At 41.9% G+C, this 25478-nt stretch carries 18 protein-coding genes; 9 read left to right on the top strand and 9 right to left on the bottom strand.

The features are described from left to right. Positions 1-11: 11 nt before the first annotated feature. Positions 12-1655, top strand: coding sequence for a nitrite/sulfite reductase (locus E0D95_RS02475; protein WP_130802387.1), 1644 nt, complete (start codon positions 12-14; stop codon positions 1653-1655). Beyond that, positions 1648-2133: a DUF934 domain-containing protein gene (locus E0D95_RS02470; RefSeq protein ID WP_130802386.1), complete on the top strand. Its 486-nt coding sequence runs from the start codon at positions 1648-1650 to the stop codon at positions 2131-2133. Before E0D95_RS02475 ends, E0D95_RS02470 begins: the two co-directional genes overlap by 8 nt. 130 nt (positions 2134-2263) lie before the next feature. Here E0D95_RS02470 and E0D95_RS02465 read toward each other — a convergent pair whose 3' ends face one another. The 4 genes from E0D95_RS02465 to E0D95_RS02450 form a co-directional block, all read right to left on the bottom strand. Beyond that, positions 2264-3979: a proline--tRNA ligase gene (locus E0D95_RS02465; protein ID WP_130802385.1), complete on the bottom strand. Its 1716-nt coding sequence runs from the start codon at positions 3977-3979 to the stop codon at positions 2264-2266. A 104-nt stretch (positions 3980-4083) separates the two neighbouring features. After that, complete coding sequence (locus E0D95_RS02460; protein WP_130802384.1) at positions 4084-7185, bottom strand: efflux RND transporter permease subunit; 3102 nt, start codon at positions 7183-7185, stop codon at positions 4084-4086. 26 nt (positions 7186-7211) lie between these two features. After that, positions 7212-8345 carry an efflux RND transporter periplasmic adaptor subunit gene (locus E0D95_RS02455; protein ID WP_130802383.1) on the bottom strand — a complete coding sequence of 378 codons (1134 nt, stop codon included), beginning with the start codon at positions 8343-8345 and terminating at the stop codon, positions 7212-7214. 64 nt (positions 8346-8409) lie between these two features. Next, positions 8410-8994: a hypothetical protein gene (locus tag E0D95_RS02450; RefSeq protein WP_228258823.1), complete on the bottom strand. Its 585-nt coding sequence runs from the start codon at positions 8992-8994 to the stop codon at positions 8410-8412. Between the two features lie 367 nt (positions 8995-9361). Here E0D95_RS02450 and pilG point away from each other — a divergent pair, with 367 nt between their 5' ends. The 6 genes from pilG to E0D95_RS02420 all read left to right on the top strand — a co-directional run bounded on the left by pilG (position 9362) and on the right by E0D95_RS02420 (position 18079). Further along, positions 9362-9745, top strand: a complete 384-nt coding sequence (gene pilG / locus E0D95_RS02445) for a twitching motility response regulator PilG (protein WP_130802381.1) — start codon at positions 9362-9364, stop codon at positions 9743-9745. A gap of 30 nt (positions 9746-9775) precedes the next feature. Continuing rightward, positions 9776-10144, top strand: a complete 369-nt coding sequence (locus E0D95_RS02440) for a response regulator (protein ID WP_130802380.1) — start codon at positions 9776-9778, stop codon at positions 10142-10144. A gap of 5 nt (positions 10145-10149) precedes the next feature. Further along, positions 10150-10686 carry a chemotaxis protein CheW gene (locus tag E0D95_RS02435; protein WP_130802379.1) on the top strand — a complete coding sequence of 179 codons (537 nt, stop codon included), beginning with the start codon at positions 10150-10152 and terminating at the stop codon, positions 10684-10686. Between the two features lie 54 nt (positions 10687-10740). After that, positions 10741-12819, top strand: coding sequence for a methyl-accepting chemotaxis protein (locus E0D95_RS02430; RefSeq protein ID WP_130802378.1), 2079 nt, complete (start codon positions 10741-10743; stop codon positions 12817-12819). 143 nt (positions 12820-12962) lie between these two features. Further along, on the top strand, positions 12963-17612 hold the full coding sequence (locus tag E0D95_RS02425; protein ID WP_130802377.1) for a hybrid sensor histidine kinase/response regulator: 4650 nt from the start codon (positions 12963-12965) through the stop codon (positions 17610-17612). 14 nt (positions 17613-17626) lie between these two features. Then, positions 17627-18079 carry a hypothetical protein gene (locus E0D95_RS02420; protein WP_130802376.1) on the top strand — a complete coding sequence of 151 codons (453 nt, stop codon included), beginning with the start codon at positions 17627-17629 and terminating at the stop codon, positions 18077-18079. A 137-nt stretch (positions 18080-18216) separates the two neighbouring features. Here the strand turns inward: E0D95_RS02420 and E0D95_RS15645 are convergent, their stop codons facing one another. The 5 genes from E0D95_RS15645 to E0D95_RS02400 form a co-directional block, all read right to left on the bottom strand. After that, positions 18217-18378, bottom strand: coding sequence for a hypothetical protein (locus E0D95_RS15645; RefSeq protein ID WP_165443227.1), 162 nt, complete (start codon positions 18376-18378; stop codon positions 18217-18219). Between the two features lie 503 nt (positions 18379-18881). Further along, positions 18882-20345, bottom strand: coding sequence for an amino acid permease (locus tag E0D95_RS02415; RefSeq protein WP_130802375.1), 1464 nt, complete (start codon positions 20343-20345; stop codon positions 18882-18884). A 13-nt stretch (positions 20346-20358) separates the two neighbouring features. Continuing rightward, on the bottom strand, positions 20359-21378 hold the full coding sequence (locus E0D95_RS02410) for a methyltransferase (RefSeq protein WP_130802374.1): 1020 nt from the start codon (positions 21376-21378) through the stop codon (positions 20359-20361). Between the two features lie 62 nt (positions 21379-21440). Then, entirely contained in the window at positions 21441-22829 is a 1389-nt protein-coding gene (locus E0D95_RS02405; RefSeq protein WP_130802373.1) for a uracil-xanthine permease family protein, read from the bottom strand. Between the two features lie 128 nt (positions 22830-22957). Next, positions 22958-23890, bottom strand: a complete 933-nt coding sequence (locus E0D95_RS02400; protein ID WP_165443226.1) for a LysR family transcriptional regulator — start codon at positions 23888-23890, stop codon at positions 22958-22960. A 132-nt stretch (positions 23891-24022) separates the two neighbouring features. Here E0D95_RS02400 and E0D95_RS02395 point away from each other — a divergent pair, with 132 nt between their 5' ends. Beyond that, positions 24023-25210, top strand: coding sequence for an FAD-dependent oxidoreductase (locus E0D95_RS02395; protein ID WP_130802371.1), 1188 nt, complete (start codon positions 24023-24025; stop codon positions 25208-25210). Positions 25211-25478: the final 268 nt, after the last annotated feature.

Here is a 25478-nt window from a genome sequence, read left to right as displayed (position 1 = left end):
AGCCATACGCCATGTATTTATATACTGATTTCGATCAACAACTGGTCAATGAACGTGTTGCTCAGTTCCGCGATCAAACAGAACGCTATCTTGCTGGAAAGCTTACTGAAGATGAATACCGTCCATTGCGTCTGCAAAACGGTCTTTATGTACAACGTTACGCACCCATGCTTCGTATTGCCGTGCCGTATGGCTTAATGAATTCTACGCAACTGCGTAAAATTGCTGAAATTTCAACCGAATATGACCGTGGTTATGCACATGTCTCAACACGTCAAAATATTCAGTTGAACTGGCCTGCTTTAGAAGATGTACCAGATATTCTGGCGGAACTCGCTACTGTACAAATGCATGCCATTCAAACCAGTGGTAACTGTATTCGTAATACCACCACTGACCAATATGCAGGGGTAGTGGCAGGTGAAATTGCAGATCCGCGTCCGACCTGTGAATTGATCCGTCAATGGAGTACTTTCCATCCTGAGTTTGCGTTTTTACCACGTAAGTTCAAAATTGCAGTGTCTGCATTGGAAGAAAAAGACCGTGCCGCAACGTCATTTCATGATATTGGCGTGTATATTGTTAAAAATGCAGCAGGGGAAATGGGTTATAAAATCAAAGTGGGTGGTGGTTTAGGTCGTACCCCAGTGATTGGTAGCTTTATTCGTGAATTTTTGCCACGTGAAGATTTAATTGCATATTTAGAAGCGGTATTGCGTGTGTATAACTTGCATGGTCGCCGTGATAATAAATATAAAGCGCGAATCAAAATTTTGGTGAAAGCCTTAACCCCACAAGTTTTCGCTGAAAAAGTTGAAGCTGAATTTGCGCATACCCGTGAAAGCCTCAAAATCCAGCCAGAAACCTTGAAAAAACTGGATGAGGTCTTTACACCGTTTGACTATCAAGATCTTGAAGATCAGGATTTTACGGCGTTATTTGCTGAACATCCTAAATTTAAACAATGGTTTAATGTCAACACCAATGCCCACAAAGTCAAAGGCTATCGTATTGTCACCATTAATTTAAAACGTGCAGGGGTTGCACCGGGTGACATGACCACCGCAGAGATGAATCTGATTGCGGATTTGGCAGACAAATATACCTTTGGTGAGTTACGTACCACGCACGAACAAAACATTTCACTGGCAGATGTGCCGCAAAAAGATCTGTTTGAATTGTGGCAAACGCTTGAGCAAAATGACATGGCGCGCGCGCATATTGGTTTCTTGACCGATATTATCTGCTGTCCGGGTGGTGATTTCTGTTCATTGGCCAATGCCAAATCGATTCCAATTTCAGAAGCAATTACCCGCCGTTTTGAAGATTTAGATACCATTTATAATCTAGGTCAACTGGATTTAAATATCTCAGGCTGTATGAATGCCTGTGGTCATCACCATGTCGGTAATATCGGGATTTTGGGTGTTGATAAAAAAGGTGCTGAATTCTATCAAATCACTTTAGGTGGTAATTCTGATCATGATGCTTCGATTGGCGATATTTTAGGGCCATCTTTCGCTGCGGATGTTATTCCTGATGTGATTGAAGAAATTTTGAATACCTATCTCGATTTACGTACTAGCGAAGAACGTTTTATTGATACGTATCGTCGTGTCGGCATTCAACCATTTAAGGAGCGTGCATATGCTTAATCCAGCCTTACAGGTGCTGTTTAAAGATGGCACGATTGCTGACAATACTTACCAACTCATCGCCGAGGACGGTACTGTACCTCAAGGTGATGTGGTGGTTACCACCGCACAACTCGATCAACTGAGCAATATTCAGGGCAAAAAAGCGCTGTATATCACCGTAGATGATTCTCCTGAAACACACGAATTTCCATTGTCTGATTTAGATGCCATTTTGATTGAATTTGCAGGCTTTAATGATGGTCGTGGTTATTCTTTTGCAGCGTTGCTACGCCGTCAAGGTTATCAAGGTGAATTGCGCGCGGTTGGGGATATTTTTAAAGATGTCCTGAACTATTTAAAACGCTCTGGTTTTGATAGCTTTGTGGTTAAAGAAGGTAAAGATATTCATGAGGCTGCGGCAGGTTTAAATGATTTTAAACATCCGTATCAAGCTTCAACAGCAGTAACGCAAGCCGAATATCAAACCGGCGCATAATCCATTCAATTTGATTTGATTTGATTGAAAAGCTAAACTTCGGTTTGGCTTTTTTGTTTGAGCTGTTTTTAGATCATAAAAAAACCGCACCCTGATATTTTAGGATACGGTTTTGGTTTTTAAAATAAAATTAAGCTTTTAACTTTGCCAAGAGTTCTTCTTTAGACAAATTGACTGACTCGGCATCAGTGCGGCCTTTATATTCATAAGTACCTGCATCCAAGCCTTTTTCACCAATCACAATACGATGTGGAATCCCAGTCAATTCAAGATCGGAGAATTTAACGCCCGGGCGTTCATTACGATCATCCAGAAGCACATCATAACCTTGCGCCTGTAATTCAGCATAGAGGGCTTCTGCCGCTTCCAGTGTTTTGGGTGACTTATGTGCATTCATCGGCACAATCGCAATTTCAAATGGAGCAATCGCAGAAGGCCAGATAATGCCTTTGTCATCGTAATTTTGTTCAATTGCAGAAGCAACAACACGTGTCACCCCGATGCCGTAACAACCCATCGTGACGGTTAACGGTTTGCCATCATCGCCCAAAACCGTACAGTTCAGCGCTTCTGAGTATTTTTGACCGAGTTGGAAAATGTGTCCGACTTCAATCCCTCGTTTGATTTGTAATACGCCTTTGCCATCTGGAGATGGATCGCCATCGACCACATTACGCAGATCATAAACTTCGCTCAATTGTGCATCACGTTCCCAGTTCACACCTACAGCATGTTTATCAGTCTCGTTAGCACCCGCAATAAAGTCAGACAAGACAGATGCAGCACGGTCAACAATCACTGTCACGCCTTTTTCAACTAAACCTTGTGGGCCAACATAGCCAGCAGTTAGACCAAGTTCTTGCAACTGAGCTTCAGTGGCAAAAGTTAAAGGCGCAGCAATCAATGCATGATGCTCAGCTTTAATTTCATTCAGCTCATGATCGCCACGTACGAACAGGGCAATCACAGGCACTTTGCCTGTTTCATCAGCATTGCCTTGTACCAGTAATGCTTTTACCGATTGCTTTGGATCTGCGTTTAAGAAGGCACACACATCGGCAATGGTTTTCTGATTTGGCGTGTCTACAATCGTCAAGGCTTGTGTTGGCGCAGCACGTTCACCGACTAAAACGGCTTCGGCTTTTTCTACGTTTGCTGCGTAATCGGATTCGGTTGAAAACACGATATCATCTTCGCCACTGTCTGCCAGTACATGAAACTCATGCGAACCTGAACCACCAATTGAACCTGTGTCAGCTTGTACAGGACGGAAATCCAGTCCTAGACGTGTGAAAATACGGCAATAGGTGTCATACATATTGTCATAGGTTTCTTGTAAAGAGGCTTGATCCACATGGAAAGAGTAAGCATCTTTCATGATGAATTCACGCGAACGCATCACGCCAAAACGTGGACGAATTTCGTCACGAAATTTGGTCTGAATTTGATAGAAATTAATCGGAAGCTGTTTATAACTTTTCAGTTCATTGCGTGCTAGATCGGTAATCACTTCTTCATGGGTTGGGCCCAGTACAAAAGGATTGTCATGACGATCTTTAAAGCGTAACAGCTCAGGGCCATATTGCACATAACGACCTGATTCTTCCCAAAGACTTGCGGGTTGAGTCACGGGCATAAATACTTCAAGCGCGCCAGAACGGTTCATTTCTTCACGCACAATCGCTTCAACTTTATTTAACACACGTACACCCATCGGCAGCCAAGTATATAAACCTGAAGCCAATTTACGAATCATCCCGGCTCGAAGCATGAGCTGATGCGAAATCACTTCTGCATCATTTGGGGTTTCTCTTAACGTTGCAAATAAAAAGCGGCTTGCGCGCATGGAAACTGTCCTAAAAGTGGGCTCTTAAAATGAGCACGATAAAAACACAAGATTATACGATAAAAAATGAGATGAAGATTTCACCTCATTCAACAAAGCCCAGATTATGACATTAATTTACGGGTTTGGCGCAATAAGAAATTTTTCAAATCGTCCAAATAAGTAAAAATCACGGGGACGACGACTAGCGTGAGCAGGGTAGACGTGATGACCCCACCAATCACCGCATGTGCCATTGGGGCACTTTGTTCGCCACCTTCACCTAGTCCTAAAGCCAATGGAATCATACCCATCACCATGGCACTGGTGGTCATTAGAATCGGACGCAAACGAGTTTTGCCTGCCTGAATAATCGCATCGTAACGCGTTTCTCCACGCTCCATGGCTTTTTTAATAAAGTCGATCAGCAGAATCGCATTTTTAGTGACCAGTCCCATCAGCATGATAATGCCAATGATTGAAAACAGATTCATGGTGCTTTGAAATAAAAATAACGCTAGAAAGACCCCAATCAAAGACAGCGGGAGGGATGCCATAATCGCAGCAGGGTGAATAAAACTGTTGAACTGAGAACCCAGTACAATATAAATAAACACAATCGACAGGGTAATGGCGGTAAGTGCATAACCGGCTGATTCAGCCATATCGGCATTGGCACCTTGCGTATCAAAACTATAGCCAGCGGGCAGTTTAAAGTTCTTCTGTAATTGATCAATGTCCTTGCCAATATCCCCCGCAGGGCGACCAGACGTGTTGGCCTCAACCAGTACTTCACGTGCTAAATCGCGGCGATTAATTTGCGCTGCCCCTAAGGTTTGTTCAAATTTTGCCACAGTTGCAAAAGGCACTAAAATCGGTTGTCCATTGGCATCCGTTTTAGACGAGGTCAGGTAAAGATTTTCCAAATCGCTTGGCAATGCACGACTATGTTCCGCCAGACGTAAATTGACATCATAAGTTTCACCGCGTTCATCTTGCCATGTGGTGACATCATCACCTGCAATTAAAGGACGAATGGTATTGGCGATCTGGTTGACCGAAAGCCCAAGATCACTGGCTAAAACACGACGAATCTGAATGGATAAGGTTGGTTTTGGTTCCTTGAGTGAACTTTCAAGATCAACGACACCTTTAATTTTTTCCATTTCAGTCATAAAGCGATCTGAAATACCTTGTAGCTCATCCAGATCTGGACCTTTAATCGAAATCATAATCGGCTTTTGTCCGCCAGACACGGTTTCATCTGCGGACGCCACTGAAGTCACGGTGATTCCAGCCACGCGATTTAAATGTTCTCGAAATTCATTGTTTAACTCAGTCAGTGTCTGGCTCCGTTCATTTCGAGGACTAAGGGTTACCCTTAAACTGGCATGGTTTTTCCCTCGATCCGTCATGCCATTGACGACACCATAGGTCGATTTGACCTGAGGATGTTGACGAATCATCTGGTTGACCTGATTGAGCTTGGCTTGCGTATATTCAAGAGAAGCATCGACAGGGGTCTCAAATTTAATTCGAATTGCGCCTTTATCGGGTGTTGGGACAAATTCCGTACCAATCAGTTTAGATAATCCTAATGCCCCAATTAACGATGCAATCGCAATTAAAATCGTGATAAAACGAAAGCGTAAGGCAAGTTTGAGCAAATACTCATAGACATGACTTAAGTTGTCGAGTTTTTGAGAAATCCAGTTGAAAAAACGCTTCATTCGACTTGGTGGCTTATTGGTTTTTTTCTCTTGCCAATGTGCAGATAGCATTGGGTCAAGGGTAAAACTGACAAACATCGAAATGAGCACTGCAATACTGACTGTCACCCCAAATTGATAGAAAAAGCGTCCAATAATGCCGCCCATAAACGCCACAGGCAAGAACACCGCAACAATGGTCAAGGTGGTTGCCAAAACTGCGAGTCCAATTTCCTTGGTTCCATCCAGTGCAGCCGTCACATGGTCTTTGCCCATCTCCGCATGACGTACAATATTTTCACGGACCACAATTGCATCATCAATAAGCAAGCCTATACACAGCGATAATGCCAATAAAGTCATCATGTTGATGCTAAAACCAAATGCCCAGATAAAAGTTAAAGTTCCGAGCAAGGCGATCGGTAAGGTCAAACCTGTGATGATGGTGGAACGAAAAGAACCTAAAAATAATAAAACAATCAGAACGGCGAGTAGTGCGCCTTCAATAATGGTACGAGCCACATCTTTAATTGAAGCACGAATACCTTTGGAACTATCCACCACAACATTTAGACTGGCACCTTCAGGCAGTTGGGTTTTGATTTTATCCAGCACTTTATAGGTGTTATCGACCACCTGAATCACGTTGGCATCGGAGCTTCGCAAAATATCAACTGCCACAGCGGCTTTACCATTTAAATAAGCCCCTGTTTCAAGTTCAGCTTGAGTGTCTTCCACTTTAGCGACTTGTTTTAGGTAAATTGGCGTGCCATTTTTATTGGCAATCACCAGATCACCAAAACCATGTGGATAAATCACTTTGGATTGAATTTCGATGACCAGTTCAGAATCAGGCTGTTTGAGTGTGCCGCCTGGAATTTCGACATTTTCATTTTTTAGGGTATTAATGACCTGATCAATACCAATTCCATAGCTTTGAAGCTGTTGTGGATTAATTTCAATACGGATTTGACGCTGTGCATCCCCCAACAAATTGACTGTCCCCACACCCGGCACTGTTCTGAGTTGCGGTAAAATTCGTTGATCCAGATAGGAACTAAAATCGCGTAAGGACATTGAACCAGATTCAAAAACCACTGACAGAATCGCATTACTGGCAGGGTCATAACGCTCAACCACGGGATCCTGTATTTCATCACGAAAGTTGGATTTGACCACTGCAATTTTATCGCGAACATCCTGTGCAGCCACGCTTGAAGAAACATCCAGATTGAACTCGGCCACAATCATCGACAGTCCTTCACTGGATTGTGACGTGATCTGTTTTAAGCCTGAAATGGTATTGATCTGATCTTCAAGTTTTTTCGTAATTTCAGACTCTACAGCTTCAGGTGAAGCACCGGGGTAATTGGTATATACCACCACAAAAGGAAAATCGACATCAGGAAATTCCTCTACTCCCATGCGTTGCCAAGATGCCAATCCAAGCACCATGAGACAAAACATCATCATGATCGTAAAGACTGGGTATTTGACACTAATTCGGGTAAACCACATGGTTATTGCGTCCTGAAATCACTTTCTTATGGATTTGGTTTTGAAGCGGTTTGATCTGAAAAGATGACACGCTTATTTTCATCAGCATTGTCAAATTTAACCCGACTAATCGTATCTTGGGCTTGTAATCCTGAAACGACAGCGGTGTTGTCTTCAACACGTTTTTCTAAAACCTGAATATTGATTTTACGTAGTTTTTGCTGGCGAATCACCCACACATAAGGGGATTGATCAATATTTTGAATGCTGTCCAAAGGAATGATTTGTCCCTGAACTTGATTCTGATTGATGATAAAACCTTCTACAAATGCACCAATACTCAATGAATTAATTTTTTCGGTCGGTTGAGCGAAGAACTCAATTTGTCGACTAACTTGATCTGCAACGGGGGAGATTCGGGTTAACACAGCATACAAGGGGCTTGAATGACCTTGAATGGTGTATTGAATTTTTTGACCAATCGCAAGTGCAGATTGTTGTTCAATCGGAAGCTTGGCTTGAATTTCCAGTCGTTCAGGATTGACAATTTCAAATAAGGTTTGACCTGCTGAAACCGTTTGACCGGGTTCAACATCACGTTTGATGATCACGCCATTCAGTGGGCTGCGAATAATGCCATCCTGATCAGCCTTACGTGCAATATCTAAATTGGCTTTTTGTGCATTGACCGTTTCCAGTTGAGCTTTGTAGTCAACCTGACTTTGTTCATATTCCACACGTGAAATAAAACCCTGATCCAACAGTCTTTTTTTACGTTGCATTAAATTGCGAGATAAATCGGCCTGTGCTTGTGCGGAGGCAAGATTGGCTTGCGCCTGTGCTAAACGGGCTGCGTTATCCTGATTGTTTAGTCGCACAAGAATCTGATCTTTTTTGATCTGTTGTCCGACCTCGGCATTGACTTGGGTTGCTGTGGCTGAAACTTGAGCTTGTATCGAACTGTGTTGAGTGGCTCGAATGCTACCTGTAAAGGCAGTTTTACGTTCCAGAACGCCTGTTGAAACGTGAACCAGATCCTGCTGGATCATGTCAATGTGCTCAGTCGTATCCGCTTTTGAGCTTTCTGTCGGTGTAGAGCGGTGGCATGCCGCCAAGACAAAGCTGAAGCTGATCAAACACAGTACAGGAAAATAAAATGTAGTGCGTGACACTCTACGCATGCCGACCCATCCTTAAATTAACTAATGACATTCATTGTTTTATTTGGTGTCAGGATTATAGCGATTATTCCAGTGCTTTTAAGCGGCTTATAATGTTGGAATAATGTTCTTGCGTGCTACGATAATTATTTTGTAAGGCCGTCAGATTTTGTTTCATGTCATCAATATTTTGTTCATTCTGTTTGAGTTGATCTTTTAAACGCTGCGGAATGGTCGTTTCGCCTTTACGCAGATATTCCATTTCCTGACGTTTAAACAGAATGCGATCGCTTTGCAATTGTTTGAGTTGATCTTGCTGCACCATGATTTGTTTTTTTATCCCAAGCAAGGCCTGATTCTGCTTTTCAGTTGCAATGGCGGTATTGCCATAGGCACGTTTGAGTTTTAAATCTTGCTCACGCTGGCGTGCCGCTGCTTGTCGCTGACTTGACTGGCGTAAATCTGCTTCGACATTGTAGGGTTTGCTACGTTTAATGACTTGCATATTCCGATCAAGTGCTTCATAACCATAGCGAATATGGGCAGGTGTTACCGAGCTACTAATATTGGCGATCCCTTTTTGATCATAGTAACGATACCAAACAGCTCGCGGTTGTTCAGTCGCCGCATGGGTAGCAGTGAAGCCAAAGAAAAAGCTGAGTATGATCATGCTAAAATGGCTAAAGTGCTTGTATCGCTTGACGAGCGTTTGGCAATTCACTCGATTGTTCATGCTTTTCCCCAAAAATTAAAAGCCAACTCAATTACTTATATTTTTTAAATTTTCACAGACCTATATTAGTTGTAAATCATCCAATTAAAAATAGGAAAAACTCAAAAAAAAATCATAACAAGGCATAAATTGTGATTGGTTTGGTGATTTTAAATAAAAGTGTGTTTAAGCGTCAAAAAACCTTCATTGATCACACAAGTAGTAATATGTTAAAAAAGGTCATAATCTGTAAAAACAATGAAAGCCTCTGTTATGGGCTATATTCTGTTATCGTCCATATTCAAAATGGGGAAAGGATCATTAAATGGAAGATAAATTTCAAAATCTCAAAGTCATGGTCATTGATGATTCAAAAACCATTCGCCGTACTGCTGAAACACTGCTACAACGTGAAGGATTTGAGGTCATCACCGCTGTTGATGGCTTTGAAGCATTATCCAAAATTGCTGAAGCAAATCCAGATATCGTATTTGTTGATATTATGATGCCACGTCTGGATGGTTATCAAACCTGTGCATTGATTAAAAATTCACAAAATTATCAGAATATTCCAGTCATTATGCTGTCGAGTAAAGACGGTTTATTTGATCAGGCCAAAGGCCGAATTGTTGGGTCGGATGAATATTTGACTAAACCATTTAGTAAAGATGAATTATTAAATGCGATCAAAAATCATATAAATACATAAATGAATTAAAGAAAAACGTTGGGGAAGAAAATGGCACGTATTTTAATTGTAGATGATTCACCTACAGAAACATTTCGCTTTAGAGAAATATTAACAAAACACGGTTTTGAGGTGATAGAAGCTTCCAATGGGGCAGACGGGGTCACAATGGCGCAAGCCGAGCAGCCTGATCTGGTACTCATGGATGTGGTCATGCCAGGCGTGAATGGTTTTCAGGCAACACGCGAAATCAGTCGTGGAGAACATACCAAGCACATTCCTGTGGTCATTGTGAGTACCAAAGATCAGGCAACAGACCGGGTTTGGGGAAAACGTCAGGGAGCACGCGATTATTTGACCAAACCGATTGAAGAAAGCAAGCTTATCGAAGTGATTCAACAGAATCTCAATCTAGGATAGCAGGCATGGCAGCAAATGGATTTATCGAGTTACTTCGACTTGCAAAACGAGGCAATCGTAGTTATGCCTCTAACCAAAATGAAGTAAGCCGATGGTCAGGTATTGCCTTTGAAATGATGGGGCAATATTTTGTTGCGCCGCTTGGCGAAGTCACTGAGGTGATTTATCCGCCAAAATATACGCCTGTTCCAAATGCTCAGCCGTGGGTAAAGGGATTGGCAAATATTCGTGGACGATTACTTTCAGTGTCTGATTTAACACATTTTGTCTCTGGTCAACGTTCTCAGTTTTCGCCCAGTCAAAAAGTGTTATGTATCAGTCACAATGACCATTATGTCGGTTTGGTTGTGGATCAGGTTCTGGGAATTCAGCACTTTAATAAACGAAGTTTTTTTTCAAAAAGTGAAGAGCTGGATCAAAAATTAAAAGCATATTGCCAAGGTTATTTTTATCAACATAACCAGCATTGGCATGTGTTTTTATTTAGCCAGCTGTTGAAAAATCCACACTATATGAATGCTTCAGTCAGATTTATAAATTAACTTCCGTACGCTTTTAATTTTATTGGGTGTATACAGGGGAAAGGGAGAAGCTGCATGGGCTTTAAACTCAAAAAGAAAAACACAACTGAAAATGTAAGTCATAAAAACGGTTCTGCTTTTTTTAGCAAAATTCAGGTTCAGCTTGATCAATTCGCGCGACTCTTTGGTGAAACTGAAAAAACCAAGCCGATTATTTATGCAGCGATCATCTTTTTATTTCTGTCGGTTGTAACGTTAATTTATTTGTTTTATAGCGTCCCAAGAAATAATGAGTTAACGCGTAGTCTGGGACAGTTGCGTCTATTATCGCAAACCATTCCACGTCAGGCGACGGATGCAACTGCATCAGGTTCTCCTGACGCAATTGAACATTTGAAAAAATCAAAACAACAATTTGCAGAGAATCTGGACATTGTAGAGGGGCATGGCGGATCTTCCGAAGAATATCAAAAAGTGAATCAACTTTGGAAAAATGTATCGGCCAATGTCGATATGATCACCTCACAACAAAAATTGATTAATCAACTCTACGATACCAATATTGCAATTGGTGAATCGATTCCGGGAATTCAGGCTGAATATAACCTGATGGTTGACCAAATGGCGCGTCTGAATATGCCAAGTAGTCAGGTGGTCATTGCGAAAAACCAAGTGTTTATTGCGGAACGTATTTTACGTTCGATTAGTTCGGTATTGATTGGTACAGAAAATGCACGTGCGTCTGCTGATGACTTTAGTGCTGACATTGAAACCTTTGGTGCTTATCTGAATGCGCAACTTAATGGTAGTGCTGATTTGGGTGTAGACCGCGTGAGTGATGCTTCATTACGTGAGTCAGTTGAAAGTATTAAAACTGAATACGATGAAGTACTAAAAACAGCATCCTCGACCGTGTTCCAAAATGCCAACCAGATTGTAAAAGTTCGTCAGGCATCGTCGCAGATTTTCTCTCAATCTGATGAAATGTTAACCGCTTTAAACAACCTTTCAGATAAAGCCGATTCAAACTGGTCAAATGTCATTCCTGCGGTTCTGTTATTGCTCTTTCTCATTGGTTTTGCGCTCACGATCTTTAAACTCCTGTCTTTACGTCGTGTGATGGATAAATCGCGCGTGAATCGTTTGCAGGATGAATATGACCGTAACCAGAATGCGATTTTACGATTACTGGATGAAATTGCAGACTTGGCAGATGGTGATTTACGTTCTTATGCGACAGTATCAGAAGATTTTACAGGGGCAATTGCCGACTCGATTAACTTCGCGATTGACCAATTACGTGATCTGGTCTCACGAATTACCGATACTTCACAGGAAGTTGCACGCTATACCCAAGATACGCGAACCATTACCAACCAGTTAGCTGAAGCCTCTGAGCATCAGGCTCAGGAAATTGCAGGCGCATCAGCCGCGATTAATGAAATGGCGGTGTCGATTGATCAGGTATCGGCCAATGCCGCCGAATCTGCTGAGGTTGCGGAGCGTTCTGTACAAATTGCATCGAATGGTGCTGATGTTGTAAACCGATCAATTGAAGGGATGGATACTATTCGTGAACAGATTCAGGAAACCTCGAAGCGTATTAAGCGTTTGGGTGAATCTTCTCAGGAAATTGGAAACATCGTCTCACTGATTAACGATATTGCTGACCAAACTAACATTCTGGCATTGAATGCTGCAATTCAGGCCTCTATGGCGGGCGAAGCCGGTCGTGGTTTTGCGGTGGTTGCCGATGAAGTCCAGCGTCTTGCAGAACGTTCAGCTTCTGCAACCAAACAGATTGAGAGTCTGGTAAAAACCATTCAAACCGATACCAACGAGGCGGTGATCTCTATGGAGCAAACCACCTCTGAGGTCGTGCGTGGTGCGAATTTGGCAAAAGATGCGGGGGTTGCACTGGATGAGATTCAAAATGTATCCAGCAATCTTGCAAAACTGATTGCCAACATTTCCAATGCGGCAAAACTTCAGTCGGCATCTGCCAGCCATATTGCCAATACCATGACAGTCGTACAGGAAATTACGTCACAAACGACCACTGCTACTTTTGATACGGCACGCTCAGTTTCTGAACTTGCAAATATGGCAGAGTCGTTACGTGAGTCTGTATCTGACTTTAAACTCCCTGAGTAAGCATTCATTCCACGGTAAGACACATGTATGTTTGTCTTACCGTTACAGCATCGTCAAGATGACACCTGACCAGAGCAATGATTTGTAGGGTGGTCTAGGTCAAGTTTTACCATCAGGGTAGATCAACGAAAGAAGCCTTCGTTATGAAAGAAATATTAAAACATCTTGTTGAAAACATAAGTTTACCTGAAGACAGTTATCGCGATCAGGATTCGGAAATTCTTGAAATTTTTATAGAAGAACTAGAAGAAATTTTTCAGGAATTAGATCAGCTTATTCCTCAGTGGCGACTCCAACCAGATGAGTCTGGTTTATTGGCCAATATTCGCCGTCATTTCCATACGCTTAAAGGGTCTGGGCGAATGGTGGGAGCAAAATCGTCCAGTGAGCTCGCATGGACGGTTGAAGAAACCTTAAACCGCGTGATTGCCGCGACTTTGCCACTAAGCGCAGACTTACAGCGTTATGTGCAAGCGGCTTTTAATGTATATCGTTATAAATTTTACGATGATTTTAAACAGGTTCAGTCGCATCATCTTGATATTCGCCCTCTCATCATGTTGGGTCAACAACTGCAACAGCAAAGCAGTGTCGAACCAGCTTTGGAAGGATTGCTTTCATTGGCAGAAGATCTGAATACTGCAACAGTGGTGACTATTTTAGAAGATGATGAAAGCGCAGCACCGATTTCTGAAACCCTTGAATTTACCGACTCTTCACACACCGCTTTAACAGAACCAACAACTCAGGCAGCATCTGTCGAAATTGATTCGAAAGAAGATGAAAGTTTAATTGAAGAAACTTTGGCTATTTTCTTTGAAGAAGCAGAAGAGCATTTACAAACCGTTGACCGATTTTTACAACAGGATGAGACCAGCGATCAGGATTACAATCAACTTGTTCGTGCATTGCATACTTTGCGCGGCAGCTCATCCATGGCACATATTCAACAAATTTTTGATGCCAGCAGTAAAGTAGAAAGCTTATTTAAAGCATTGATGCAAGATGATTTACATTCCACCTCGAACGAGATGGGGTTGTTGACCTATTATGTCGAGTTTGTTCGTGATTATTTGCATATTTTGCAACAGCATGGTTCTGTACAACAGCTTGATCTGATTGATCAAAAGTTCAATCAGGCGTGGGATAATTATGGCTTTAATATTGAAGAAATTTCACATGACGCCGAGCAGCCGCAAAGCATCGTAACGGCCTTATTACAGCTCAATATTGACCATTTGCTCAATGCGGATGAAGAATTTGAAAAACGGGTGAAACAACAGTTCCCTGAATATCTGCACATTTTAACTGCTGAAAGCCAGTCCCTGATTGAACATAGCAATAACCGTGCAGCACAAGGGCTGCATGATTATCTGTTACACCTTAAACAAGCTTATAACGCTTTGTTAGATAAACCTGCATTACTTCATATTGATTTTGCTTTTGATGTTTTTGCGAAGGCACATCAACAGCTCATTCATTTTTTTGATCTTTTGGCAGCAGGACAACGTGTGAGTCTGGGTCAGGATCAACTGGGTATTATTGATGAATTACATGACTTTGTTGAGCAAGATTTGGAGACTCCAGAACTTGAACAGCAAAGCAGCGCGACGCTGTTAGATGAGCATTCATTAGCATCAACACAAAATATGGCAGATGCATCCACGACGACTGAGCCTGATTTGGCAAGGTTTGATCTGTCACAAATCTCGGCACTTATCCAGTTGGATCATCAGCAAGTCGATTCGGAACAAAGCAATCGCCATTTTGATGCAGACCTTCTGGATATTTTTCTGGAAGAAGCCGATGAACTGTTGGCAGGTATGGATGCTGATCTGAATACTTGGTCACAGCAACAAACTGATACCACCGCATTAAATAACCTCATGCGTTATTTGCATACCTTAAAAGGCGGTGCAAATATGGTGCAGGCTACCCATGTGGGGCTGATTGCACATGAGTTAGAAACAATTTATCAGCGTCTGATTAATCAACAGATGCAACCATCGGTGCATTTGATTCAAAGCATTCGTTTGGTTCAGGATGATATCGCCGATCGTATTCAGACCTTACGGGATCGTATGCTGGATTATCCTGCGAATCAGGTCTTACAGCTCCTACAAAATATTGAAACTGTGCTTGAAGGACGCGATGCTGTAGCACAAGTTTCGGAAATGACGCAGTCTGATATCGCTCCATCAGAACCTCAACACCCTGTTGAACTTGAACTGGATGATATAAATGCAGATGAGCTTGAGTTTGGTCATACTGAGTTAAGTGAACATACGGTTGAAAACCATTCTCTTGATGCTCTCGATACACAACAAGAGAGTAAATCAAGTCCTGAAGAGATCATGGTAAAGGATCATGTTCAATTCAGCAGTGTAAGTCAGGGGCATGATTTGCCGATTGAGCAAGTCCAGTCAGCGCACACTGAACAAAATACTGATCATGCAATGGATGATGTTCAGTCATTGGTGGAAAGCACATTCCGTGAGGAAGCTGAGGAGCTTCTTGAAAATGCCGATGCTTTATTAAAACGCTGGTTTGATGATCGTACTAGCCGTAGTTTACTTTTGCAGTTACAACGGAGTGTGCATAGCTTGAAAGGCGGTGCACGAATGGCTGATTTAGAGCCAGTCGCAATTATTGCCATGCATCTTGAAAATGCCTTTGAGCAATTTGCGGTCAAAAATTTCAACTCCAATGTTTACGACCATTTATTATTCACTGCTTTTGCATGGCTAAAAGATGCGATTTTTGAGCGTTCTTATAATAATTACGATGGTTTAAAGCACAGTCTTGAACATATTGAATTCATTGATACCAGTGCGCAAATTCCGGCTAAACTTACCCGTACAGATCTGTTCTCACAAGAGCAGGTCATGGAATTTGTACAGGGCGATGGCACTGAACCACCATCCATGTTGGGCGAGTGGGACAATACGGTTCAGGTTGATGATACGAATGAAATGATTCGTGTGTCAGCAGATCTGATTGAAAAAATGATCAACCTGTCTGGTGAAAACGCGATTAACCGTTCACGAATTGAAATGGATTTAGGACAGTTAGGCAATACGCTTAGTGAAATGGAATTGGCGATTAAGCGTTTGGCTGATCAGTTGCGTCGAATGGAAGGCGAACTAGAGAGCCAAATTATTGCCAAACATGGCACCGAAAATCTGCGTTATAGTGATTTTGACCCTCTAGAGATGGATCAGTATTCATCTTTAAACCAGTTGTCCAAATCACTGGCAGAGTCTGCCTCAGATTTGGTCGATTTTAAAACCACACTGTCCGATAAAATTCGCGATACAGAAGGCTTGTTATTACAACAATCACGCATTCAGGCTGAAATTCAGGAAAGTCTGATGCGTACCCGACTGGTTCCTTTTTCAAGACTATTACCTCGTTTACAGCGTATCGTCCGTCAGACTGCGAGTAGTTTGAACCGCCCAGCTGAATTGGTGGTACATAACACGGAAGGTGAACTGGATCGAACCATTCTGGAGCGTTTGGTCACACCGCTTGAACATATGCTTCGAAACGCAGTCGATCATGGTTTGGAAGAACGTGAAGAACGTCTGAAACTGGGTAAATCTGAAACGGGTAAAATCGAACTTAACATTAGTCGTCAAGGTACCGATGTTCTGGTCAGTTTTAGTGATGATGGTAAAGGAATTGATGTCGAAAAAATTAAGACCAAAGCCTTACAAAGTGGGTTGATGACGGCTGACCAAAAACTGGAAGCACAAGAAATATTGCAATACATTTTCCATCCGGGATTCAGTACAGCAACAACTGTGACTCAAATTTCAGGACGTGGTGTTGGATTGGATGTGGTGCAAAGTAGCATTAAAGCACTTGGTGGTCATGTCAGTGTGGATTCAAAATTTGGTTCAGGCACCACGTTTACCATTCGTGTTCCGACTACGGTCGCGGTGAGCGATGCGTTAATGGTCAAAGTTGGCGATCAGCAATTTGCTTTACCACTGGCACAAATTGACCGGATTGTTCGCATTGCACCAAGCATGTTAGAGCAATACTTTAACAGTCAGGATGACTATTTTAAAATCGACAATACGGCATATCGTTTACGCTATCTGGCCGAATTTGTGAACAATCAACCTGTTCCAAAATTATCAGGCGTGGCACATTCTTTACCCGTGCTTTTAATTAAAGGGGCACATGGTCAAACTGTTGCCTTATTGGTCGACCAACTGGTGGGTTCACGTGCACAAATTGTGGTGAAACCAATCGGGCAGCAGTTTGCAAGTATTGGTGCTGTTGCAGGTGCAACCATTTTAGGTGATGGTCATGTCTGCCTGATTTTGGATGGACAAAATATTGCCCGTCAGAGTCAGGCCACCCAGCGTAATAAACACATGCAGGATGCGAAAGACAAAACTCGTCAAACGGATGAACGCCGTTTGGTGATGATTGTGGATGACTCAGTCACGGTCCGTAAAGTTACGTCTCGTTTGCTGGAGCGTCAGGGCTTTGATGTGGTCACGGCCAAAGATGGGGTAGATGCTATCGAGCAGCTTGAAAATGTCAAACCAGACTTGATGTTGCTGGATATTGAAATGCCGCGTATGGATGGTTTTGAAGTCACCAACTTGGTACGACATCATGAATTGCATCAGGATATGCCAATTATCATGATTACCTCGCGTACAGGTGAAAAGCATCGTGAACGCGCTTTATCTCTGGGTGTCAGTCATTACATGGGTAAACCATTTCAGGAAGCTGAATTGTTAGCCAATATCGAAGCATTGCTTGAAACAAATTAAGCGAGGAGGGAGAGATGAGTCATCATCAAGCTGTAGCTGCTCAAATTGACCAGCAGGAACTTCAGCATTTAATTACCGTTTCAACGGGGTTTATCGATGCTTATATGATTGAGTGTCATGATCAGGTTCCAATGTTGTTACCGCAAAACATTGTCTTATCTGCTTTGGATACGCCAACGGATGTTCGTTCTATTGAATGGCACGATCTTAAGCTTCCAGTTTATGCAGTCAATCATCCTGTCGTCAAGGACGGAGTCGCGCTGGTGATTGAGGGCGATGATGTCGCGCAGCGATTTGCTTTAATGTGTAACAGCATGCCACAGTCCATTCGCTTGCGTATTTCTGAAGTGGTGGATGAAGAAGGTGTTGAGTCTGATCCAATGGTATTTAAGCGGGTAAAAATTGCAGAGCAATCTTTTTATGTACCGCATCTGGAAAATATTCAAAAAAGTCTGGGCATTTTATAATTTGATCTGCCCTAAATGACAAACCCCAGTTGCTATAACTGGGGTTTGTTTTATCTCGATGGCTTAAATCGAAAGGTGGATGGAAATCTATAAAGTTTTTCATGTTGTATTCCTTATCAGTGTTGAAGATTCAATGGTTAGTCCCAAGCTGTAGATTTTAGCCAGTGTCGGGTTTGCTTGCGTTCACGTCGATGCTGTGCCTTGGGCTTCTCAGTTTCATGTAGTCCTCCTTTATGTAGCAACGGTGATAAAGCCACCTGATTTCGGACTTTGACTTTCGATAACTTGGCAAGTTTCATGTTTACCTCGGAGTTAAATTGTCCCTTAAAGCAAAGGACTTGTTAAAGCATATAAATAACATCAACCAGATCAGTCTAATGAGTTACGACTTGGTCAATGTCTTTTTGCTGAGTTGTTAAATACGATCTTGATCAATCTCTGTAATAAAGATCTTTACAGGCACTCTATAGGCTACATCTGCATTTTAAATTTTTTGTAAGCCCATTTAAGCTGTCCGTTTTATGAATTAAATTTGTCTGAACAGAAAGAAAAAGACCTAGCGAATGCTAGGTCTGAATGCATTCGGACAAGTGATCTTTGACACTTGTCCGTGAGCTGACAACGTGCCAATGATTAGTAATGTTTATCCTGTAAAGCTGGCATATTGTGGCTCCTCTATCATCCTATATAAAATGGCAGTTTAAAATGTACACTGCGCCAATGCTTGAATCTTGTTCGTCATCTTAATCCTTTCTTTTTAAAAGTCAACAGAGAGAATTATGGTGTATCCAGACGAAAAAAATCACACATCCTGATCGGGTTTGATATTCATCTCTTGATACGAGACCAGTTTGGTCTTGTGTTTCCATTTATAGCCGAGCCAGATCACCAAGAATAGTGGAATACTGATATAGGTCGAGAGTAAGCCCAACCAGTCGACTTTTCCGCCTAAAACCGCTTGATAGTTTTGTCCCAAAATAATGATCGAACACAAAATAAAGGCAAACCAGGGTGCAAATGGAAAAAATTTGGCTCGATAAGCCAGATCTTCGAGTTGATGACCTTGTGCTATATAACCTTTGCGGAAACGATAGTGTGAAATGGCAATACCCAACCACACAATAAAACCACACATGCCTGACATGTTTAACAGCCAGTTAAACACAGCTTGTTCGCCAATAAAGGTGGTCAGAAAGCACAGTGCAGCAACGGCTGTGGTGGCATATAAGGCATTCATGGGTACACCACGGGTATCCAGTTTGGAAAACCACTTAGGCGCACGCCCTTCACGTGCCATGTCAAACAACATACGAGTGGAGGAATACATACCTGAATTCCCAGCCGATAAAATCGCAGTTAAAATTACAGCATTCATCAAGCTTGCAGCAAAGGCGAAACCGACTTTTTCATAAAGTAAGGTGAAAGGCGATAAAGCAATGTCACCACTCGATGCAGCTTGTAAAAGACGTGGGTCATCATAGGAAATTAAAGTGCCAATAATGAAAATACACACGATATAAAACAGCAAAATCCGCCAGAAAATCTGTTTAATCGCGAGCGGAATGGTTTTCTTGGGATCTTTAGATTCGCCTGCTGCCACGCCCACCATTTCAGTACCCTGAAAAGAGAACCCGGCAATCATGGCCACACCAATCATGGCCTGTAATCCACCGACAAATGGGGCATCTTTATAAGTCCAGTTACCAAATGTCGCCATTCCCGGTGTCATCATAATTTTGATGATCATGGAAAAACCAATGATGATAAAGGCAATAATCGCGACCACTTTCACCATGGAAAACCAGAATTCACTTTCGCCAAAGCCTTTGACTGTCATGGCATTAATGGCAAAGATCACCACCAGAAAAATGGCACTCCAGTAAAATCCGGGTAAGTCTGGAAACCAGAACTTCATAATCAACTGAACAGCGACCAATTCAAACGCTACAGTAATTGCCCAGTTGTACCAATAGTTCCAACCCAGCGCAAAACCAAAACCGTCTTCGACATAACGGCTACCATAAGTAAAAAATGCGCCTGAAGTGGGGTTGTGGGTCGCCAATTCGCCTAAACTGGTCATCAGGAAGTAAATCATGATGCCAATCAAGGCATAGGCAAGCAATGCGCCGCCTGGTCCTGCATTGGCAATGGTTGAACCTGAAGCCAGAAATAAACCTGTACCGATTGAACCGCCAATGGCGATCATATTTAAATGACGAGCACCGAGCTTACGCTGAAGCTTTTCAGGTTGAATGGTTTCACTCATGAAAATTCCTTAGTCATTGGGACGCATGGGCATAGAGCACTTTGAATCCTTGTTGGTCAGCAAGGGTATTGCAATGACCAAATTGTTGCTCAATCAAAAATGGATAATTTAAGAAACGGTTTGCCACCATCCACAATTCACCATGAACGCTTAAATGTCGTTTGGCTTGTTGACATAAACCTTCACTGGCAGCATAGTCAGTATGAATGCCTTGATGAAAAGGCGGATTGCTGACAATCGCATCCAGTTGTGGTGGCGCGTCATGAATCCCCGTGACGGCTTGAATACGAAGCTGGTCTAAATCAAGTCCATTGTGGTGAAATGTCAGTTCAGTAGAGCGTAGGGCAAAGGCATCGACATCTAGCGCATAAATCTCATTTTTCTGATTTAATTTTGCCAGATAGGCACTAATCACCCCAGCACCGCAACCAAAGTCGGCAAGTTTACCTGATTTTATATTATTTAGATAAGGTAAAAGAATGGCAGTGCCCACATCCAGATGATTTTGACTAAATACGCCGGGCAATGCACAAATTTCAAGTTCGATCTGATTGACTTGTACCTTATAGCTTTTTATCCAGTGTCGTAGTGGTTTTAGGCTTTCGGTTTTTGCCAAAACACATTGCCAAAGTTGACAGTGCCGTGCGCTATCCAATTTTAAAGTTTTACCTAAGACTTGTAATTGTTTAGCGGCGCGTTCCACCCCGCCTTTTTTCTCGCCGACCAAGAAAATAGATTGACCTTGTGGGAGATGGCTGGTCACAACATGCAAAATGTAGCTGAGTAATTCTTTAGATTTAGGAACAAAAATAATGACCTGATCAAACTCAGCCTTCGGAAATTCCACTGAAAAATGGGTATCAAACCGCTGCTGCTCGAAATATTGATGATCAGCAAAGTTCCATGTCCAGATAGAGACAGAGACATTTGGGGGTAATGCCTGAGCCAAATCGTCAGCAGGCGCATTAATCAGTAAAACTTTGCCTGATAAAAATTGTTGTTGGCGCAGCACCACTTCACTACGTGGATCCATGTTTCTCTCTCATCAATAAGAAAGCCCAGTCAAACTGGGCAAATTCATTTTAATTGCCTGAATTAAGCTTGATTTTCAGGATCTTGATGTTCAGGTAATACAATATTTAAGATTAAAGCAGCAATACCACCTGTTGCTACACCTGAGCTAAAGATATTTTTAAACAGTTCTGGTAAATGCTCAAGGATTTGTGGCACTTGTGCAACGCCTAAGCCCAAAGCCAGTGAAATCGCAATAATTAACAGCGCACGACGATCCAGATGAATACTGGATAAAATATTAATACCAGAGGCAGCCACCGCGCCAAACATCACCATGACTGCACCGCCTAAGACCGCTTGCGGTACGGCTTGAATTACACCCGAAACCATGGGGAACAAACCCAGTATAATCAGTAAAATCGCAATCCAGATCCCGACATAACGACTGGCAACACCTGTTAATTGAATGACACCATTATTTTGTGCAAACACCGAACTTGGAAAGGTATTAAATAAACCAGCAAGTAATGAATTAGCACCATTGACCAGTACACCACCTTTAATGCGTTCCATCCATGTTGGACCATTGACGGGTTGGTTAGAAAGTTTACTGGTGGCAGTAATATCACCAATTGCCTCTAATGACGTTACCAGATAAATAAATGCCATTGGGATAAATAAGCTCCATGAAAAGCTTAAACCAAAATGCATCGGTGTTGGAATCTGTACCCAAGGTGTATCGTGTAGCGCTGAAAAATCCAGATGCCCCATAATCCCGGCTAAAGCGTAGCCTGCAATCAGCGCAATCAAAATCGCAGAGCTTTTAATCCAAACCACTTGAATACGATTGAGCAGGATAATAATCGCAAGTACAGTGCAGGACATGATGAGATTATCTGTACTGGCAAACGTCTGATTCTGCATCGCCTGATAACCACCACCCATACTGATTAAACCTTCTTTAATCAAGGTTAAACCAATCATCAGCACCACAATGCCTGTCACCAAAGGCGTAATCAGCTTTTTGACCCATGGTAAAATACGCGACACGCCCATTTCAATGAATGATCCTACAATCACCACGCCAAAAATGGCTGCCATCACCTGATTGACAGGTGTACCTGCTGCCACCATTGCACTACCAATCCCGATAATCGGGCCGATAAAATTAAAACTGGTACCTTGAACAATCAATAAACCTGCGCCCAAAGGTCCGACTTTTTTACATTGCAAAAAAGTCGCGATGCCTGAAATGACCAATGACATGGATAAAATCATGTTGGTTTCTTCACGAGAAACGCCCAGTGCCAGACAAATAAGCAGTCCGGGTGTCACAATCGGAACAATAATCGCCAAAAGATGTTGTAATGCGGCAAGAAAGGCAACAAAAGGTGCAGGACGATCATTCAGACCATAAATCAGATCCAGTTTTTCACCTGATTTTGGTGCAGAGTCTTGTAAATCAGACATGGGAGGATAAATCTAAAACTTCAAATTGGGGCTATTCTAATCGAGCTAGACATTTTTACAAAATGAAATAAATAATTACATATTGAATCAATATGTTAGGCGTTGAAATTCATTGAAAAGTATTCTGATTAGGGGGCATGAGTTTCCAGATTTAAAATTGTTTTAATGCTTTTTAGAAATAATTCCACTATGGACAAATCTGATTTATGTTGAGGCACATAAGCATAAGTTCGCATTGAAATACGCGGCGCAAAAGCGATGCGTTGAATGGTAGGAAATGCATCTGTTGCAAGAGCTTCAGGATGGATGAGACCAATGCCAAGTTGAGCCTGAATTAAATAGCAGGCACTCGTACTGTTGCTGACGGTGATGTCTAAATGAGGTTCAATCTGATGTTCCCGAAATGCAGCATGGAGCATGAGAGTCGTTGGAGAGCTTGAATAGATGGTAATGAGCTTTTGATCAGCAAGATCATGGGGCGTAATCAAATTTTTACTCGCCAAGGGATGGTGATGATGAACGGCTGCAACCAGCGCAGTTTCAGTCAATTCATGAATATGGCACAGTGCCAGTATTTCGGGCGCAGTATCTTGAGGAGCGGGTGTCGCAATCGCAAGATCAAGTTGATGATTTGAAATCAGGTTTAACAATTTTTGCGTGGGTTCTGAAATGATCTCAAAACGAATCTCTGGATAAGATTGTTTAAAATGTTTAATCGCTTGTGGCACTAGAGCTGGTAATGCTCCACCACCCACACCAATCCGAAGATAATTTTGCTGTTGTTTGCCTAAAGTTAAAAAAGCATGACGTGCTAAATCAAACTGACGCAAGCTATGCTGAATCATGGGTAACAATTGTTTGGCGGCCTGTGTTGGCTGTAACCGATTACCAATTTGTGTAAACAGTTCTACTTGCGTGATTTGTTCCAAGCTCTTGATGGTTTTACTAATCGCGGCCATCGAACAATTCAGTCTTAATGCCGATTCCTTTAAGCCTTTACTGGTCATCAACACACTAAACACTTCTAATTGACGAGCAGTAATTTGCTCCAAATCTTTCAAATGTCGACCTCTTTTTACATTTAACTTTAGGTTAAACACTTTTTTTTGCGAATCAAATTTAAAGCAGCAAATAATCATAAAAATTTGTAAATGTGTGCTCTAAGTGAACGAAATGAATGGGAGGTCAGTAAAATGACACATCAGGTTGACCGTATTTTGGTGGTAGGTGCGGGTATTGCAGGTTGTAGTGCTGCGATTGCTTTTAGTCAGATGGGTAAAAAAGTCACAATTTTAGAAAAAGCTAAAGAGATTCAATTTAACAGCTCTGGGATTTTTATTTATTCCAATGGATTGGCACATTTTAAAAAGTTAGGGGTATTGTCTGCTCTAATTGCAAATGGTTTTGAAATTGAGCAGGATGAAAATCAATATTTCACGCATACCGGAGAGACCATTGTTAATACGCATTATCCTCGTATGCAACCGGATATTCCGGGCATTTTAGGTATTAAACGTGCTGAATTGCATCGGGTATTGGTGGAGCGAATGCAGGAGCTTGGTATCGAATTTGAAATGGGAACGACGCTTGAAACGCTTCATGAAATAGATTCGATCCAACCGATACAAGTAGAATATTCCAATGGAAAAACTGCAACTTTTGATTTGATTGTTGGAGCAGATGGTGTCCGATCACACATTCGTAATTTTATAAATCCAGAAATAGAACCGACGTATACAGGTTTTTGTGTATGGCGCAGTGTGCATCAACGTCCCAAACATGTAACCAAAAAGATTATGCAAATGGGAGTCGGAAAGCGTGTTGGAATCCTGCCGATTAGTCATGACAAAATGTATATGTTTGGCACGGTGGTCGATACCGATAAAGTCTGGAAGCCTAAAGAACAATGGCATCAATACATGCGTCATGAATTTTCTGATTTTACTGGCGGTGAAGTCGCACGATTGCTTGAGGAACTAAATCCAGCAACAGATATTTTATATACGGCTGTTGAGGAAATTCACATGCCTCCACCATGGAATAAAGGCCGAACCATTATCATTGGTGATGCTGCGCATGCATCCACCCCTTTTATGGGACAAGGCGGAACAATGGCGGTACAAGATGCTGTTGAATTATCAGAAATGTTGCAACATTTTGAAAATAATCCTGATGCAGATACACAACTTGAACAAAAATTGCAGGAGTTTTCTGAAAAGAGGTATGCGATGTGCAAATTTGTTCAGGATGTATCACGGTCTGTCGGTCAAAGTGGTGCAACTGAAAGTTTACAAGATTGCCAGATTCGCAATGCAAACATGCTGAAATATTCACAGTCTAAAGTCGATGAATTTTATGGAAAATTATCAGAGTTTTCCTAAATAAGATGGTTTGAAACAAACCATTAAATGTTGTTTTTAAAATAGGTCATTTGTAAATCATCGAGAGATTTGTTCTCAAGTCTTTCGTTTTAAGTTTCTTGCATACATTAAGATTTATCGAACATTTATGAGCATGCAACCAGAATAAACAGCGAAATCTTTAACAAGTAATCGGTTTAAGATTAAAAAAATTCCTGTGTCAATAAACTGTCACTACTTTTATGTAGGATTTTTCTGTATAATTTGCCCTCAAGTTTTAGGCTTATCG

This window comes from Acinetobacter ihumii, from assembly GCF_900625095.1.
GTDB lineage: Bacteria > Pseudomonadota > Gammaproteobacteria > Pseudomonadales > Moraxellaceae > Acinetobacter > Acinetobacter ihumii.
The sequence above is the reverse complement of the archived record's forward strand: the minus strand, read 5'-3'. Positions and strand labels throughout refer to the sequence as shown.

Excerpts from the sequence above, each read along its gene's own strand:
- E0D95_RS15645 (WP_165443227.1), bottom strand. The coding sequence starts at position 18,378 with ATGAAACTTGCCAAGTTATCGAAAGTCAAAGTCCGAAATCAGGTGGCT.
- E0D95_RS02455 (WP_130802383.1), bottom strand. The coding sequence starts at position 8,345 with ATGCGTAGAGTGTCACGCACTACATTTTATTTTCCTGTACTGTGTTTG.
- E0D95_RS02420 (WP_130802376.1), top strand. The coding sequence starts at position 17,627 with ATGAGTCATCATCAAGCTGTAGCTGCTCAAATTGACCAGCAGGAACTT.
- E0D95_RS02465 (WP_130802385.1), bottom strand. The coding sequence starts at position 3,979 with ATGCGCGCAAGCCGCTTTTTATTTGCAACGTTAAGAGAAACCCCAAAT.
- E0D95_RS02440 (WP_130802380.1), top strand. The coding sequence starts at position 9,776 with ATGGCACGTATTTTAATTGTAGATGATTCACCTACAGAAACATTTCGC.
- E0D95_RS02415 (WP_130802375.1), bottom strand. The coding sequence starts at position 20,345 with ATGAGTGAAACCATTCAACCTGAAAAGCTTCAGCGTAAGCTCGGTGCT.
- E0D95_RS02425 (WP_130802377.1), top strand. The coding sequence starts at position 12,963 with ATGAAAGAAATATTAAAACATCTTGTTGAAAACATAAGTTTACCTGAA.
- E0D95_RS02430 (WP_130802378.1), top strand. The coding sequence starts at position 10,741 with ATGGGCTTTAAACTCAAAAAGAAAAACACAACTGAAAATGTAAGTCAT.
- E0D95_RS02450 (WP_228258823.1), bottom strand. The coding sequence starts at position 8,994 with ATGATCATACTCAGCTTTTTCTTTGGCTTCACTGCTACCCATGCGGCG.
- pilG (WP_130802381.1), top strand. The coding sequence starts at position 9,362 with ATGGAAGATAAATTTCAAAATCTCAAAGTCATGGTCATTGATGATTCA.
- E0D95_RS02475 (WP_130802387.1), top strand. The coding sequence starts at position 12 with ATGTATTTATATACTGATTTCGATCAACAACTGGTCAATGAACGTGTT.
- E0D95_RS02460 (WP_130802384.1), bottom strand. The coding sequence starts at position 7,185 with ATGTGGTTTACCCGAATTAGTGTCAAATACCCAGTCTTTACGATCATG.
- E0D95_RS02435 (WP_130802379.1), top strand. The coding sequence starts at position 10,150 with ATGGCAGCAAATGGATTTATCGAGTTACTTCGACTTGCAAAACGAGGC.
- E0D95_RS02405 (WP_130802373.1), bottom strand. The coding sequence starts at position 22,829 with ATGTCTGATTTACAAGACTCTGCACCAAAATCAGGTGAAAAACTGGAT.
- E0D95_RS02470 (WP_130802386.1), top strand. The coding sequence starts at position 1,648 with ATGCTTAATCCAGCCTTACAGGTGCTGTTTAAAGATGGCACGATTGCT.
- E0D95_RS02410 (WP_130802374.1), bottom strand. The coding sequence starts at position 21,378 with ATGGATCCACGTAGTGAAGTGGTGCTGCGCCAACAACAATTTTTATCA.
- E0D95_RS02395 (WP_130802371.1), top strand. The coding sequence starts at position 24,023 with ATGACACATCAGGTTGACCGTATTTTGGTGGTAGGTGCGGGTATTGCA.